14 protein-coding genes are annotated in these 15,011 nt (G+C 64.2%); all 14 read left to right on the top strand.

Annotated features, from left to right (window positions below):
• Positions 1 to 8: 8 nt before the first annotated feature.
• Positions 9 to 365, top strand: a complete 357-nt coding sequence (locus tag ACW5IY_RS15520; RefSeq protein ID WP_008265012.1) for an NADH-quinone oxidoreductase subunit A — start codon at positions 9 to 11, stop codon at positions 363 to 365.
• On the top strand, positions 356 to 910 hold the full coding sequence (locus ACW5IY_RS15515) for a NuoB/complex I 20 kDa subunit family protein (RefSeq protein ID WP_005410463.1): 555 nt from the start codon (positions 356 to 358) through the stop codon (positions 908 to 910). The genes ACW5IY_RS15520 and ACW5IY_RS15515 overlap by 10 nt, the downstream gene beginning before the upstream one ends.
• Before the next feature lie 33 nt (positions 911 to 943).
• Positions 944 to 1,693: an NADH-quinone oxidoreductase subunit C gene (locus tag ACW5IY_RS15510; RefSeq protein ID WP_010486428.1), complete on the top strand. Its 750-nt coding sequence runs from the start codon at positions 944 to 946 to the stop codon at positions 1,691 to 1,693.
• On the top strand, positions 1,690 to 2,997 hold the full coding sequence (locus ACW5IY_RS15505; RefSeq protein ID WP_032957439.1) for an NADH-quinone oxidoreductase subunit D: 1,308 nt from the start codon (positions 1,690 to 1,692) through the stop codon (positions 2,995 to 2,997). The genes ACW5IY_RS15510 and ACW5IY_RS15505 overlap by 4 nt, the downstream gene beginning before the upstream one ends.
• Positions 2,998 to 3,094: 97 nt before the next feature.
• Positions 3,095 to 3,622: an NADH-quinone oxidoreductase subunit NuoE gene (nuoE, locus tag ACW5IY_RS15500; RefSeq protein WP_006381132.1), complete on the top strand. Its 528-nt coding sequence runs from the start codon at positions 3,095 to 3,097 to the stop codon at positions 3,620 to 3,622.
• Positions 3,623 to 3,626: 4 nt separating this feature from the next.
• Positions 3,627 to 4,967, top strand: a complete 1,341-nt coding sequence (nuoF, locus tag ACW5IY_RS15495) for an NADH-quinone oxidoreductase subunit NuoF (protein ID WP_005410459.1) — start codon at positions 3,627 to 3,629, stop codon at positions 4,965 to 4,967.
• Positions 4,964 to 7,198: an NADH-quinone oxidoreductase subunit NuoG gene (nuoG, locus tag ACW5IY_RS15490; RefSeq protein ID WP_049437080.1), complete on the top strand. Its 2,235-nt coding sequence runs from the start codon at positions 4,964 to 4,966 to the stop codon at positions 7,196 to 7,198. Before nuoF ends, nuoG begins: the two co-directional genes overlap by 4 nt.
• Positions 7,195 to 8,289: an NADH-quinone oxidoreductase subunit NuoH gene (gene nuoH / locus ACW5IY_RS15485; protein WP_006381129.1), complete on the top strand. Its 1,095-nt coding sequence runs from the start codon at positions 7,195 to 7,197 to the stop codon at positions 8,287 to 8,289. Before nuoG ends, nuoH begins: the two co-directional genes overlap by 4 nt.
• Before the next feature lie 3 nt (positions 8,290 to 8,292).
• A complete protein-coding gene (nuoI, locus tag ACW5IY_RS15480; RefSeq protein ID WP_006381128.1) occupies positions 8,293 to 8,781 on the top strand; it encodes an NADH-quinone oxidoreductase subunit NuoI in 489 nt (162 codons plus the stop codon).
• 9 nt (positions 8,782 to 8,790) lie between these two features.
• Positions 8,791 to 9,447: an NADH-quinone oxidoreductase subunit J gene (locus ACW5IY_RS15475; RefSeq protein WP_049437083.1), complete on the top strand. Its 657-nt coding sequence runs from the start codon at positions 8,791 to 8,793 to the stop codon at positions 9,445 to 9,447.
• Complete coding sequence (nuoK, locus tag ACW5IY_RS15470) at positions 9,444 to 9,749, top strand: NADH-quinone oxidoreductase subunit NuoK (RefSeq protein WP_006381125.1); 306 nt, start codon at positions 9,444 to 9,446, stop codon at positions 9,747 to 9,749. The genes ACW5IY_RS15475 and nuoK overlap by 4 nt, the downstream gene beginning before the upstream one ends.
• 7 nt (positions 9,750 to 9,756) lie before the next feature.
• The gene (gene nuoL / locus ACW5IY_RS15465; RefSeq protein ID WP_049437085.1) at positions 9,757 to 11,916 is read left to right on the top strand and encodes an NADH-quinone oxidoreductase subunit L; all 2,160 of its coding nucleotides are present in this window, start codon (positions 9,757 to 9,759) and stop codon (positions 11,914 to 11,916) included.
• A 23-nt stretch (positions 11,917 to 11,939) separates the two neighbouring features.
• Complete coding sequence (locus ACW5IY_RS15460) at positions 11,940 to 13,448, top strand: NADH-quinone oxidoreductase subunit M (protein ID WP_049437087.1); 1,509 nt, start codon at positions 11,940 to 11,942, stop codon at positions 13,446 to 13,448.
• 15 nt (positions 13,449 to 13,463) lie between these two features.
• Positions 13,464 to 14,924 carry an NADH-quinone oxidoreductase subunit NuoN gene (gene nuoN, locus ACW5IY_RS15455; RefSeq protein ID WP_049437089.1) on the top strand — a complete coding sequence of 487 codons (1,461 nt, stop codon included), beginning with the start codon at positions 13,464 to 13,466 and terminating at the stop codon, positions 14,922 to 14,924.
• Positions 14,925 to 15,011 lie beyond the last annotated feature (87 nt).

Below are 15,011 nucleotides of genomic sequence, written 5' to 3'. Positions count from 1 at the left end.
GAATCGCTGTGCTGGCCGAATATTTGCCGTCTCTGCTGTTTCTGATCGTTGCCACCGGTATCGGCATTACGCTGATGCTGGTTGGTCGATTCCTCGGTCCCCGCCGCCCCGATCTGGAAAAGCTGTCGCCGTACGAGTGCGGCTTCGAAGCCTTCGAAGACGCGCGCATGAAGTTCGACGTGCGCTACTACCTGATCGCGATCCAGTTCATCGTCTTCGACCTGGAAATCATCTTCATCGTGCCGTGGACCCAGGTCTTCATGGAGCTGGGTGCCCGTTCGCTCATCACCATGGGCCTGTTCGTCGGCATGCTGTTCCTCGGTTTCATTTACGTCTGGAAGAAGGGAGCGCTGGAATGGGAGTGATTCAGACTCTCGATGGCCTCATGAACAACCCCACGCCGGAAGGCCGGGTTGATGACATCCTGCGGCCGGAAGGCGACAACCCGCTGCTGGAAAAGGGCTTCGTCACCACCAGCGTCGATGCACTGCTGAACTGGGCGCGCACCGGCTCGATGTGGCCGATGACCTTCGGTCTGGCCTGCTGCGCGGTCGAGATGATGCACGCCGGCGCCGCGCGCCTGGACCTTGACCGCTACGGCGTGGTGTTCCGCCCGTCGCCGCGTCAGTCCGACGTGATGATCGTGGCCGGTACCCTGGTCAACAAGATGGCCCCGGCGCTGCGCAAGGTCTACGACCAGATGCCGGACCCGAAGTGGGTCATCTCGATGGGTAGCTGCGCCAACGGTGGCGGCTATTACCACTACTCCTATTCTGTGGTGCGCGGCTGTGATCGCGTGGTGCCGGTGGACGTCTACGTCCCGGGCTGCCCGCCGACCGCCGAGGCGCTGGTGTACGGGATCCTGCAGCTGCAGAAGAAGATCTGGCGTACACAGACCATCGCCCGCTGACCCCTTCACCTGACAAGAGCGCGCCAAGCCCCCATGGCAGAGCAAGCATCCTTCATCGACCGACTCTCCGCACGTTTCGCAGGTGCGAAGGTCATCGTGGTCGAACCCCGCGGCGAAGTGACGCTGGAAGTGCCTGCCGCCGAGTGGCACGCCACCGCCCTGGCGCTGCGTGACGAGTTTGGTTTCGAGCAGGCCGTGGATCTCTGCGGCGTCGACTACCTCGGTTATGGCTCCGACGAATGGGACACCGCCGACGTGTCCTCGCAGGGCTTCAGCCGTGGCGTCGAAGGCAAGGCCCAGGGCCGCTTCGCGTGGGGCGAGTTCCCCACCGAGGAAAACGGCGCCGACGGTGCCCGCCCGCAGCACATGCCGACCCAGCGCTTCGCCGTGGTCGCCCAGCTGCGTTCGTACCAGCACAACCTGATGATGCACCTGCGCTGCTTCGCTCCTGACGAAGCGCTGCCGGTGGTGTCCTCGCTGACCAGCATCTGGCCGGGCCTGAACTGGTTCGAGCGCGAAGCGTTCGACCTGTACGGCGTGATCTTCGAAGGCCACCCGGACCTGCGCCGGATCCTGACCGACTACGGTTTCGTCGGCCATCCGTTCCGCAAGGACTTCCCGCTGATCGGTAATGTCGAAGTCCGCTACGACGAAGAAAAGAAGCGCGTGATCTACGAACCGGTCACCTCGGTGGAGCCGCGCGTCGGCGTGCCGCGCGTGATCCGCGACGACGCCCGTCTGCAGACCGCAGAAGGTGAGCGCGCGCAGGAGGCAGTGAAGTGAGCCACGTACACCAGGCCGGCGAAGCATTCGCCAGCAACGCCGCCGAAAGCCGGCAGGAAATCCGCAACTACACCATGAACTTCGGCCCGCAGCATCCGGCCGCGCACGGTGTGCTGCGCCTGATCCTGGAGATGGACGGCGAAACCATCATGCGCGCCGACCCGCACGTGGGTCTGCTGCACCGTGGTACCGAAAAGCTGGCCGAGTCCAAGCCGTTCAACCAGTCGATCGGCTACATGGATCGCCTGGATTACGTGTCGATGATGTGCAACGAGCACGCCTACGTGCGCGCGATCGAGACCCTGATGGGCATCGAGGCGCCGGAGCGTGCGCAGTACATCCGCACCATGTACGACGAAATCACCCGCATCCTCAACCACCTGATGTGGCTTGGCTCCAATGCGCTCGATCTGGGTGCGATGGCGGTGATGCTGTACGCCTTCCGCGAGCGCGAAGAGCTGATGGACTGCTATGAAGCGGTCTCCGGCGCGCGCATGCACGCGGCGTACTACCGTCCGGGCGGTGTCTACCGCGACCTGCCGGACCACATGCCGAAGTACAAGGAATCGCGCTGGCACAAGGGCAAGGCGCTGAAGCAGCTCAATGCTTCGCGCGAAGGCTCGCTGCTCGACTTCCTGGAGAACTTCACCGTCGAGTTCCCCAAGCGCATCGACGAATACGAAACCCTGCTGACCGACAACCGCATCTGGAAGCAGCGTACCGTCGGCATCGGCGTGGTCACTCCGGAACTGGCCCACCAGTGGGGCATGACCGGCGTGATGCTGCGCGGCTCGGGCGTTGCCTGGGACCTGCGCAAGAAGCGTCCATACGCCAAGTACGATGCCGTCGATTTCGACATCCCGCTGGGCAAGGAAGGCGACTGCTACGACCGCTACCTGGTCCGCGTTGCCGAAATGCGCGAGTCCAACCGCATCATCAAGCAGTGCGTGGCGTGGCTGAAGGCCAACCCGGGCCCGGTGATGGTGAAGAACTTCAAGGTCGCTCCGCCCAAGCGCGAGGACATGAAGGACGACATGGAAGCGCTGATCCATCACTTCAAGCTGTTCAGTGAAGGCTATTGCGTGCCGGCCGGCGAGACCTATGCGGCAGTGGAAGCGCCCAAGGGCGAGTTCGGCTGCTATCTGGTCTCCGACGGCGCCAACAAGCCGTTCCGCGTGCACCTGCGCGCACCGGGCTTCGCCCACCTGTCCTCGATCGATTCGATCGTGCGCGGCCACATGCTGGCCGACGTGGTGGCGATGATCGGTACCTACGACCTGGTGTTCGGCGAGGTTGACCGGTAATGCCGTCCGCCACGCCAACGCCCGCTGCAGGCAGCCGGCGCAAGCCGGCGCCGCAGTTTCTGGAATTTCACGTTATGCATTTCGCTGAGGTCGGCCGATGAAGGCGACAGGTAATTTCGAGGCGGCGCGCGACGTCGACCCGATGGTGGTGCTGAGCGACAAGACCCGCGCTCACATCGATCACTGGCTGTCCAAGTTCCCGCCGGACCGCAAGCGCTCTGCCGTGCTGCAGGGCCTGCATGCGGCCCAGGAGCAGAACGAGGGTTGGCTGACCGACGAGCTGATCGCCGGCGTGGCCAAGTACCTTGATCTGCCGCCGGTGTGGGCCTACGAGGTCGCCAGCTTCTACTCGATGTTCGAGACCGAGAAGGTGGGCCGCAACAACGTGGCCATCTGCACCAACATCAGCTGCTGGCTCAATGGCGCCGAGGACATCGTCCGCCATTGCGAGAAGAAGCTGGGCATCAAGCACGGTGAATCGACCCCGGACGGCCGCGTCTACCTCAAGCGCGAGGAAGAGTGCCTGGCCGGTTGCGGTGGCGCGCCGATGATGGTCATCAACGGTCACTACCATGAGCGTCTGACCCTGGAAAAGGTCGACGAGCTGCTGGACGGGCTGGAGTAAGGGCATGGCACATCACCACGAATCCAAGGGTCCGGTCGGCCCCGCGCCGCTGCCGCACCAGGTGGTCTACACCACCCTGCATTACGACACCCCGTGGTCGTACGAAAGCTACCTGAAGACCGGTGGCTACGCCGCCCTGCGCAAGATCCTCGAAGAGAAGATCCCGCCGGAGCAGGTCATCGAGATGGTCAAGGCCTCGGGCCTGCGTGGCCGCGGTGGCGCGGGCTTCCCGACCGGCCTGAAGTGGTCCTTCATGCCCAAGGGCAACATGCAGAAGTACATCCTCTGCAACTCGGATGAATCCGAGCCGGGCACCTGCAAGGATCGCGACATCCTGCGCTACAACCCGCATTCGGTGGTGGAAGGCATGGCGATCGCCTGCTACGCCACCGGTTCGACCGTGGGCTACAACTACCTGCGCGGTGAGTTCCACCACGAGCCGTTCGAGCACTTCGAGCAGGCCCTGGCTGACGCCTATGCGAACGGCTGGCTGGGCAAGAACGTGATGGGCTCGGGCGTGGACATCGACATCTACGGCGCGCTGGGCGCCGGCGCGTACATCTGCGGTGAGGAAACCGCGCTGATGGAATCGCTGGAAGGCAAGAAGGGCCAGCCGCGTTACAAGCCGCCGTTCCCGGCCAATTTTGGCCTGTACGGCAAGCCGTCGACGATCAACAACACCGAAACCTATGGTTCGGTGCCGGCGATCATCCGCAACGGACCGGAGTGGTTCAAGGGCCTGAGCCTGACCGCCAACGGCGGCCCGAAGTGCTTCTCGGTGTCCGGCTGCGTGCAGAACGGCGGCAACTTCGAAGTGCCGCTGGGCACCAAATTCCACGATCTGCTGGAAATGGCCGGTGGCCTGCGTCCGGGCCGCACCCTGAAGGGCGCGATCCCGGGCGGCGTGTCGATGCCGGTGCTGACCGCGGCCGAGCTGAAGGACCTGCCGATGGACTACGACACCATCCGTGCGCTGGGCTCCGGCCTGGGTTCGGGTGCGATCGTGGTGCTCGACGACAGCGTGTGCTGCGTCAAGTTCGCCTGCCGCATCAGCCAGTTCTTCCACAAGGAATCCTGTGGCCAGTGCACCCCGTGCCGTGAAGGTACCGGCTGGATGCACCGCGTGCTGGAGCGCATCGTCGCCGGCAAGGCCACGATGGAAGACCTGCACCAGCTGAAGGCGGTGGCAGGCCAGATCGAAGGCCACACCATCTGTGCGTTCGGTGAAGCGGCTGCATGGCCCATCCAGGGCTTCCTGCGCCAGTTCTGGGACGAATTCGAGTACTACATCGTCAACGGTCATTCGATGGTTGACGGCAAGAAGGTGGAGGCAGCCGCCGCATGAGCGCGCAACCCGTAAACCCGAACGTGCCACCGGATCACGTGACCATCGAAATCGATGGCAAGTCCCTGGTCGTGCCCAAGGGTTCGATGATCATCCAGGCGGCCGACAAGGCCGGCATTTCGATTCCGCGCTTCTGCTACCACGAGAAGCTGCCGATCGCCGCCAACTGCCGCATGTGCCTGGTGGACGTGGAGAAGTCGCCGAAGCCGGCGCCGGCCTGCGCCACCCCGGTGATGGATGGCATGAAGGTCGCCACCCGCAGCGAGAAGGCACTGAAGTTCCAGCGCTCGGTGATGGAGTTCCTGCTCATCAACCACCCGCTGGACTGCCCGATCTGCGATCAGGGCGGCGAGTGCGAGCTGCAGGACGTGTCGCTGGGCTATGGCCGTTCGGTCAGCCGCTTCAACGAGCGCAAGCGCGTGGTGCCGGACGAGGACATGGGCCCGCTGGTCGCCACCGAGATGACCCGCTGCATCCAGTGCACCCGCTGCGTCCGCTTCACCGCCGACGTTGCCGGTACCTACGAACTGGGCGGCATGTACCGCGGTGAGAACCTGCAGATCGGTACCTTCGACGGCAAGCCGCTGACCACCGAGCTGTCGGGCAACGTCGTCGACGTGTGCCCGGTCGGTGCGCTGACCAACAAGGTGTTCCAGTTCCGCGCCCGCCCGTGGGAACTGACCGCGCGCGAATCGCTGGGCTACCACGACGCGATGGGTTCGAACCTGTTCCTGCACGTGCGTCGCGGCGAAGTGCTGCGCACCGTGCCGCGCGACAACGAAGCGGTGAACGAGTGCTGGCTGTCCGACCGTGATCGCTACTCGCACCAGGGCCTGTACAGCGAAGACCGTGCGGTCAAGCCGCTGCGCAAGGTCAATGGCGAGTGGAAGGAAGTGAGCTGGGCCGAAGGCCTGGCCGCGGCCGCCGAGATCCTCAAGGCCAACCAGGGCGACAACCTGGGCGTGCTGGTGCATCCGTCCACCTCGAACGAGGAAGGCGCGCTGCTGGCCCGCCTGGCCAAGGGCCTGGGCTCGAGCAACATCGACCACCGCATCAACAACCGCGATTTCTCCGACGCCGCCACCGCCGAAGTGTTCGGCCTGCCGCTGGCCGAGATCGAAGGCGCCGACCGCATCGTCGTTCTGGGCAGCAACATCCGCCACGAACTGCCGCTGCTGCACGCACGCCTGCGCAAGGCGCAGACCACCAACGGCGCGGAGATCCACGTCGTCAACCCGGTGGACTTCGACTTCGCCTTCAGCATCGCCGGCAAGCAGATCGTTGCACCGTCGAAGTTCGTCGACGCGCTGGCCAACGCAGAGCTGCGTTCGGCCGTGCAGGGCGGCAACAACACCGTGCTGATCGTCGGTGGCATCGCCGAGAACCACCCGCAGGCTGCCGCGATCCGCGCTGCCGCGCGTGACTTCGCTGCCGCCACCGGTGCCAAGCTGTGCCGCATCCCGCAGGGCGCCAACGCTGTTGGCCTGACCCGCGCCGGCGTACTGCCGGCCGGCAAGGACGTCGCCGCGATGCTGGCGCAGCCGCGCCAGGCCTACGTGGTGTACGGCCTGGAGCCGGGCCTGGACTTCGCCGATGCACCTGCCGCGCGCAAGGCGCTGGTCGGTGCCCAGGTGGTGGCCTTCAGCCAGTTCGCCTGCGTCTCCACCCGTGATGTTGCCGACGTGATCCTGCCGATCGGTACGCTGCCGGAAATCGACGCCACCCTGACCAACCTCGATGGTCGCGAGCAGTCGGCCCGTGCCGGCGGCAAGCTGCCGGGCGAGGCCCGTGAGGGCTGGCGCGTGCTGCGCGCCCTGGGCGGCGACATGGCGCTGGCCGGTTTCGACTTCACCGACCTGGCCGGCCTGCGTGCCAGCCTGGCTCCGGTGTCGGTCGCCGTTGCCGCTTCGGCACAGCCGGTGGTTGCCGGCGAAGGCCTGGAAGTGGCTTCGACCGCTGCGATCTACCGCACCGATGCGGTGGTCCGTCGTGCGCCGGCGCTGCAGTCGCATCCGCTCAACAACGCCCCGCGCATCGTGCTGAACGCTGAAGATGCCGTTCGCCTGCAGCTGCAGGAAGGGCAGATGGCCAAGGTCGGCACCGATGCCGGCAAGGCCACCCTGCCGGTGGTGGTCGACGCCCGCGTCGCTGCGGGTTCGGTCTGGATTGAATCGGGCCACGGCGCGACCGCGCCGCTGGGTGCCGCTCGCGTAACGGTGGTGGCTGCATGAACGAATTGCTGTTGAACGCGGTCGACCCGCTGCACCAGTGGCTGCTTGGCCTCGGTGACATCGGCGCGCTGATCTGGATCATCCTGAAGATCCTGGTGATCACCGTTCCGGTGATCATCTCGGTGGCCTTCTACGTGGTCTGGGAACGCAAGCTGATCGGCTGGATGCACGTCCGCCACGGCCCGATGTACGTGGGCATGGGCATCTTCCAGGCCTTTGCCGACGTCTTCAAGCTGCTGTTCAAGGAAGTGGTCCAGCCGAGCAGCGCCAACAAGGCGATCTACCTGCTGGCACCGCTGATCACCCTGGCCCCGGCCTTCGCGGCCTGGTCGGTGGTCCCCTTCGATTCGCAGATCGTGCTGTCCAACGCCAATGCCGGCCTGCTGTACCTGCTGGCGATGACCTCGCTGGGCATCTACGGCATCATCCTGGCCGGTTGGGCATCGAACTCGAAGTACGCGTTCCTGGGTGCGATGCGCGCCTCGGCGCAGATGATCAGCTACGAAATCGCCATGGGCTTCGCCCTGGTCGGCGTGATGATCGCGTCGGGCAGCCTGAACCTGAGCAACATCGTGATGGCGCAGGCCGGCAATTCCGGTTTCTTCGACTGGTTCCTGCTGCCGCTGTTCCCGCTGTTCGTCATCTACTGGGTGTCGGGCGTTGCCGAAACCAACCGCGCGCCGTTCGACGTGGTGGAAGGTGAATCGGAAATCGTCGCCGGTCACATGGTCGAGTACTCGGGCGGTGCCTTCGCGCTGTTCTTCCTGGCCGAGTACGCCAACATGATCCTGATCAGCTTCCTGATCTCGATCTTCTTCCTTGGTGGCTGGCTGAGCCCGATCCAGGGCTGGGTCAACTTCGGCGATGTCTCGCCGCTGGTCGACTGGATCTGGAAGGGCGGTGCACCGTGGCTGTTCGTCAAGGTGTTCTTCTTTGCCAGTGCCTACATCTGGTTCCGTGCCAGCTTCCCGCGCTTCCGCTATGACCAGATCATGCGCCTGGGCTGGAAGGTCTTCATCCCGCTGGCCATTCTGTGGATCGCGGTTACCGCCGTCATGGTGTTCTTCGGCGTGATTCAAAAGGGCGTCTAAGTGATGAACAGGATTACCCATTACTTCAAGAGCCTGCTGCTGCTCGAACTGCTGGGCGGCCTTTGGCTGACGCTGAAGTACAGCTTCAAGCCCAAGTACACGATGATGTACCCGATGGAGAAGTTCCCGCAGTCGCCGCGCTTCCGTGGCCTGCACGCCCTGCGCCGTTACCCCAACGGTGAAGAGCGCTGCATCGCCTGCAAGCTGTGCGAAGCGGTGTGCCCTGCATTGGCCATCACCATCGACTCGGCCAAGCGCGAAGACGGCACCCGCCGTACCACCCGCTACGACATCGACCTGTTCAAGTGCATCTTCTGCGGCTTCTGTGAAGAAAGCTGCCCGGTGGACTCGATCGTCGAAACCCACATCCTCGAGTACCACTTCGAGAATCGTGGCGAAAACATCGTTACCAAGCCGCAGCTGCTGGCCCTGGGCGACCGTCTCGAGTCCGAGATCGCCGAGCGTCGCGCCGCCGATGCCGCTTACCGCTGAGGTCGAGAGATGGATTGGGTAAATATCGCTTTCTGGGTGTTCGCCATCGCGGCAACGGTTTCGGCCGGTGCGGTGATCAGCGTGCGCAACCCGGTTCACGCCGTGCTCTGCCTGGTGCTGACCTTCTTCTCCATCGCCTGCGTCTGGCTGCTGGTCGGCGCCGAGTTCCTCGGTGTGGCACTGGTGCTGGTGTATGTCGGCGCGGTGATGGTGCTGTTCCTGTTCGTGGTGATGATGCTGGACATCGACCCCACCAAGATGCGTGAGGGTTGGGTGCGCTACCTGCCGGTCGGCCTGATCGTTGCCGTGGCCATGCTGGTGCAGATGCTGATCCTGATCGGCGTGAAGGGCAGGGCGGTCACCCCGTTCCCGGCCGACAACGCCGCTGCGCTCGCCGCCGACAGCTCCAACGTCACCTGGCTGGCCCGCACGCTGTTCACCGAATACCTGCTGCCGTTCGAGTTTGCTGCGGTCATCCTGACCGTGGCCGTGGTTGCCGCCGTGATGCTGACCCTGCGTCGCCGTACCGGCGTGAAGAGCCAGAACCCGGGCGAGCAGACCATGGTCAAGGCCGGCCAGCGCCTGCGCATGGTCAAGATGGGCGCCGAGGCACCGGTCGTGCACAGCAACAGCAAGCCGGCCGCCGGCGAGGAGACCCAGCCGTGATTACCCTTGGCCACATGCTTGCGCTGGGCGCGGTGCTGTTCGCCATCAGCCTGGCCGGCATCTTCCTCAACCGGAAGAACGTCATCGTCCTGCTGATGTCGATCGAGCTGATGCTGCTGTCGGTGAACGTCAATTTCGTCGCGTTCTCGCGTCAGCTGGGCGATCCGTCCGGCCAGCTGTTCGTGTTCTTCATCCTGACCGTCGCCGCCGCGGAAGCCGCCATCGGCCTGGCGATCCTGGTGACCCTGTTCCGTACCCGCCGCACGATCAATGTCGGCGAAGTCGATTCGTTGAAGGGCTGATCCACAGATGGAAATCACTCTCTCCAAGAGTCTGTTGATCGCAGTGGTGCTTGCACCGCTGTTCGGCAGCATCATCGCCGGCCTGTTCGGTCGCCAGGTCAAGCGCTTCGGCGCGCAGACCATCACCATCCTCGGCGTTGCGGTTGCCTGCGGCCTGTCGATGTACACGCTCTACCAGCTGCTCTGGGGCGGTGCGCAGCCGTTCAACCAGAACATCTACACGTTCTTTGAAGTCGGCCAGTACTCGGCCCACGTCGGCTTCATGGTCGACAAGCTGACCGCGATGATGATGGTGGTGGTGACCTTCGTGTCGCTGCTGGTCCACATCTACACGATCGGCTACATGCAGGACGATCCGGGCTACCAGCGGTTCTTCAGCTACATCTCGCTGTTCACCTTCTCGATGCTCACCCTGGTGATGAGCAACAACTTCCTGCAGCTGTTCTTCGGCTGGGAAGCGGTGGGCCTGGTGTCGTACCTGCTGATCGGCTTCTGGTTCAAGCGTCCGACCGCGATCTTCGCCAACATGAAGGCGTTCCTGGTCAACCGCGTCGGTGACTTCGGCTTCCTGCTGGGCATCGCCGGCGTGCTGTGGGTGTTCGGCACCCTGGACTACTCGCAGGTGTTCTCGCAGGCCGGCATGCTGGCTGACCCGCGTGCCCAGCTGCAGATCTGGGACGGCACGATCCTGGGCATGCAGCTGCTGAACGAGCCGGTGATCTGGTCGATCGCCACCGTCATCTGCATCTGCCTGTTCATCGGTGCCATGGGCAAGTCGGCCCAGGTCCCGCTGCACGTGTGGCTGCCGGACTCGATGGAAGGCCCGACCCCGATCTCGGCACTGATCCACGCCGCGACGATGGTGACCGCCGGTATCTTCATGGTCACCCGCATGTCGCCGCTGTTCGAGCTGTCGCAGACCGCGCTGAACTTCATCCTCTTCATCGGTGCCACCACCGCGTTCTTCACCGGCCTGATCGGCATCGTGCAGAACGACATCAAGCGCGTCGTCGCGTACTCCACGCTGTCGCAGCTGGGCTACATGACCGTGGCGCTGGGCGTGTCGGCCTATTCGGCGGCCGTGTTCCACCTGATGACCCACGCCTTCTTCAAGGCGCTGCTGTTCCTGGGTGCCGGCTCGGTCATCATCGCGATGCACCACGAGCAGGACATGCGCAAGATGGGCGGCCTGCGCAAGTACATGCCGATCACCTTCATCACCATGTGGATCGGTACGCTGGCCCTGGTCGGTACGCCGTTCTTCTCCGGCTTCTATTCGAAGGACACCATCATCGAGGCGGCCGAGATCCACGCCCACATGCAGAACAGCTGGGTGGCCACCTATGGCTACTGGGCGGTGCTGGGTGGCGTGCTGGTGACCAGCTTCTACAGCTTCCGCCTGCTGTTCATGACCTTCCATGGCAAGGAACGCTTCCGCGACGCGCACGACGATCATGGCCATGGCCATGACGATCACCACGCCGCCGACGCCCACCATGGCGATGCCCATGACGACCACGGCCATGGCCACGGTCCGCATGAGCCGCATGAAACCCCGTGGGTGGTGACCCTGCCGCTGATCCTGCTGGCCATCCCGTCGATCGCCATCGGTTTCTTCAGCATCGGTCCGATGCTGCACGGTACCGACTGGGCCGGCCACCATGCGCACGAGGCGATCAAGGGCCAGGCACAGACGTTCTTCACCGGCATCGTCGACTTCTACGATCCGGCCAAGAACACCGTTGCCTTCCTGGGCGAAGAGTTCCACGGGCCGGTGGCGTTCGCGCTGCACGGCATGATGCTGCCGCCGTTCTGGCTGACCCTGGCGGGCTTCCTGCTGGCCGCGCTGTTCTACCTGTGGAAGCCGGACCTGTCGGGCAAGGCACGCAAGACCTTCGCCCCGATCGTTTCGGTGCTGGAAAACAAGTACGGCTTCGACAAGCTGTGGATCGATGGCTTTGCCGGCGGCAGCGTCAAGCTGGGCAAGGTCTCGCGCTGGATCGACAGCAACATCGTCGACGGCGTGGTCAATCTCTCGGCACGTGTTGTGGACGTTGCAGCCGGCGTGCTGCGTCGTACCCAATCCGGTTTCCTCTATCACTACGCCTTCGCGATGATCATCGGCCTGATTGCCCTGTTGGGCGTGCTGATGCATTACCTGCGTTGATGACCTGTACGGAATAAGAAGACGTGTCGAACTGGCCTCTACTCAGTGTCCTCATCTGGCTGCCGATCATCGGTGGCGCCCTGATCCTTGCGATCCGTGATGCACAGACCGCCCGCTGGGCGTCGCTGGGCGTCGCGGTACTCACCTTCGTTGCAAGCCTCTCGCTGCTGAGCGGCTACAACGCGGGCATCGACGGTCTGCAGTTCGTCGAGACCCATGCCTGGATCCCGGCGTACAAGATCGGCTACAACCTGGGCGTGGACGGCATTGCCGTGGCGCTGATCCTGCTGACCACCCTGGTCAGCGTGCTTGCCCTGATCGGCGCCTGGAGCGCCATCGACAAGCGCGTGAACCAGTATGTGGCGGCCTTCCTGATCCTGGAAGGCGTCACCGTCGGTATCTTCTCGGCCACGGACGCGATGCTGTTCTACGTGTTCTTCGAGGCGATGCTGATCCCGATGTTCCTGATCATCGGTGTCTGGGGTGGTCCGCGCCGCATCTACGCCGCGCTGAAGTTCTTCCTGTACACCTTCCTCGGCTCGGTGCTGATGCTGGTGGCGCTGATCTACCTGTACATGAAGGGCGGCAGCTTCCAGCTGGCCGACCTGTACGCGCTGCCGCTGTCGGCCAAGGAACAGACCTGGATCTTCTTCGCCTTCCTGATCGCCTTCGCGGTCAAGGTGCCGATGTTCCCGGTACACACCTGGCTGCCGGACGCCCACGTGGAAGCGCCGACCGCCGGTTCGGTGATCCTGGCCGCCATCGCGCTGAAGATCGGTGGCTACGGCTTCCTGCGCTTCAACCTGCCGATCGTCCCGGACGCGTCGCAGGAATGGGCCTGGCTGGTGATCGCGCTGTCGCTGATCGCGGTGATCTACGTCGGCCTGGTCGCCCTGGTGCAGGACGACATGAAGAAGCTGATCGCCTATTCGTCGATCGCACACATGGGCTTCGTCACCCTGGGCACCTTCATTGCCCTGTGGCTGGTGCGTGAAGCCGGCAACGCCGACGCCGCCCGCCTGGGCCTGCAGGGCGCCATGGTGCAGATGATCTCGCACGGCTTCGTGTCCGGTGCGATGTTCTCCTGCGTCGGCGTGCTGTACGACCGCATGCACAGCCGCCGCATCGCCGATTACGGCGGCGTGGTCAACGTGATGCCGTGGTTCGCCACCTTCGCCATGCTGTTCTTCATGGCCAATGCGGGCCTGCCGGGCACCAGCGGTTTCGTTGGCGAGTTCATGGTCATCCTGTCGGCCTTCCAGCGTAATCCGTGGATCGCACTGGGCGCGGCCACCACCCTGATCATCGGCGCCGCCTACACCCTGTGGCTGTACAAGCGCATCTTCTTCGGCGAAGTGGCCAACAGCCACGTGGCCGAACTGAAGGACATCAACGGCCGCGAATGGCTGGTGCTGGGCGTGTTCGCCATCGGCGTGCTGGCCCTGGGCATCTACCCCAAGCCGCTGACCGACCTGATGGAGCCCTCGATCGCGAAGCTGGCGATGCAGATCGCATCCAGCAAGCTGCTGTAATTCCAGGATTTGATGATGACCACCTCGCCGCTGCTGCCATTGACCGCCGCTGACCTGCCACCGCTCGCTCCCGAGCTGGTGCTGATCGGCAGCGCCTTCGCCCTGATGATCCTCGACCTGTTCGTCAGCAACCGGAACAAGATCGTCACCCACCTGTTCTCGCTCGCTGCGCTGGCCGTGGTGCTGTTCATGCTGGCCACCGGCGTGGGCGGGCAGGGGGAGGTCTTCCATGGCATGTTCGTGCGCGATACCGCCGCGGACGTGATGAAGACCGGGATCGTGCTGCTCAGCGGCCTGACCCTGATCTACGGCTGGCGCTACCTGCGTGACCGCAACCTGTTCCAGGGCGAGATCCCGGTGCTGATCCTGTTCGGCACCGCCGGCATGATGATCCTGGTCTCGGCCGGCAGCCTGCTGATGGTCTACCTGGGCCTGGAACTGCTGGCGCTGTGCTCCTACGCCCTGGTCGCCAGCAACCGCGAGAACGGCCTGGCCTCGGAAGCGGCGATGAAGTACATCGTGCTCGGCTCGCTGGCCTCCGGCCTGCTGCTGTACGGCATGTCGCTGATCTACGGCGCCACCGGCAGCCTGCACCTGGACGTCATCCGCGATGCCATCCCGCACTCGGAAGAGCGCGTGCTGCTGATCACCGGTGCGGTGTTCATGATCGCCGGCGTCGCCTTCAAGCTGGGTGCCGCGCCGTTCCACATGTGGCTGCCGGACGTGTACCAGGGTGCCCCGGCGCCGATCGCGCTGTTCATCAGCTCGGCACCGAAGCTGGCCGCATTCGGCATGGCCTACCGCCTGCTGGAAATGGGCGTGGGCCCGCTGTCGACCGAACTGCAGCTGCTGATTGCTGGCCTGGCCGCCGTCTCGCTGGTGATCGGCAACCTGATGGCCATCGCGCAGAGCAACCTCAAGCGCATGCTGGCGTTCTCCACCGTCTCGCACATCGGCTTCCTGCTGATGGGTATTGCCGGTGGCGGTTCGCAGGGCTATGCCGCCGCGCTGTTCTATGCACTGGCCTACGCCATCATGTCCACCGCCGCCTTCGGTGCGATCATCGCGCTGTCGCGTGCCGGCTTTGAAGCCGAGAACATCGAGGACTTCAAGGGCCTGAACGCCCGCAACCCGTGGATGGCCGGCCTGGTGCTGTGCATCATGGCGTCGCTGGCCGGCATCCCGCCGTTCCTGGGCTTCTGGACCAAGCTGGCGGTGCTGGGCGCGGCCGTCAACGGTGGCCTGCTGTGGCTGGCCATCCTCGGCGTGCTGTGTGCCGTGGTCGGCTGCTTCTACTACCTGCGCGTCATCAAGGTCATGTACTTCGATGAGCCGGTGGGCGAGGCCATGCCGCGCAGCAACGACCGCGTCCTGGGCCTGGTGCTGGGCGTGAACGCGCTGGCACTGCTGGCGCTGGGCCTGGCCTGGAACCCGATCATGGTCTGGTGCCAGCAGGCATTTGCGCATCTTGCATAAAAGTTGACACAAAGCTGCGCGATTCGTGTAATATGCGCAGCCTGAGTTGTCACTGCAGCGGTTCAGCCAGAACATCGTTGCGGTAGC

This window comes from Stenotrophomonas sp. C-A (genome assembly GCF_054030835.1).
This window is presented reverse-complemented; position numbering and strand designations above follow the sequence as displayed.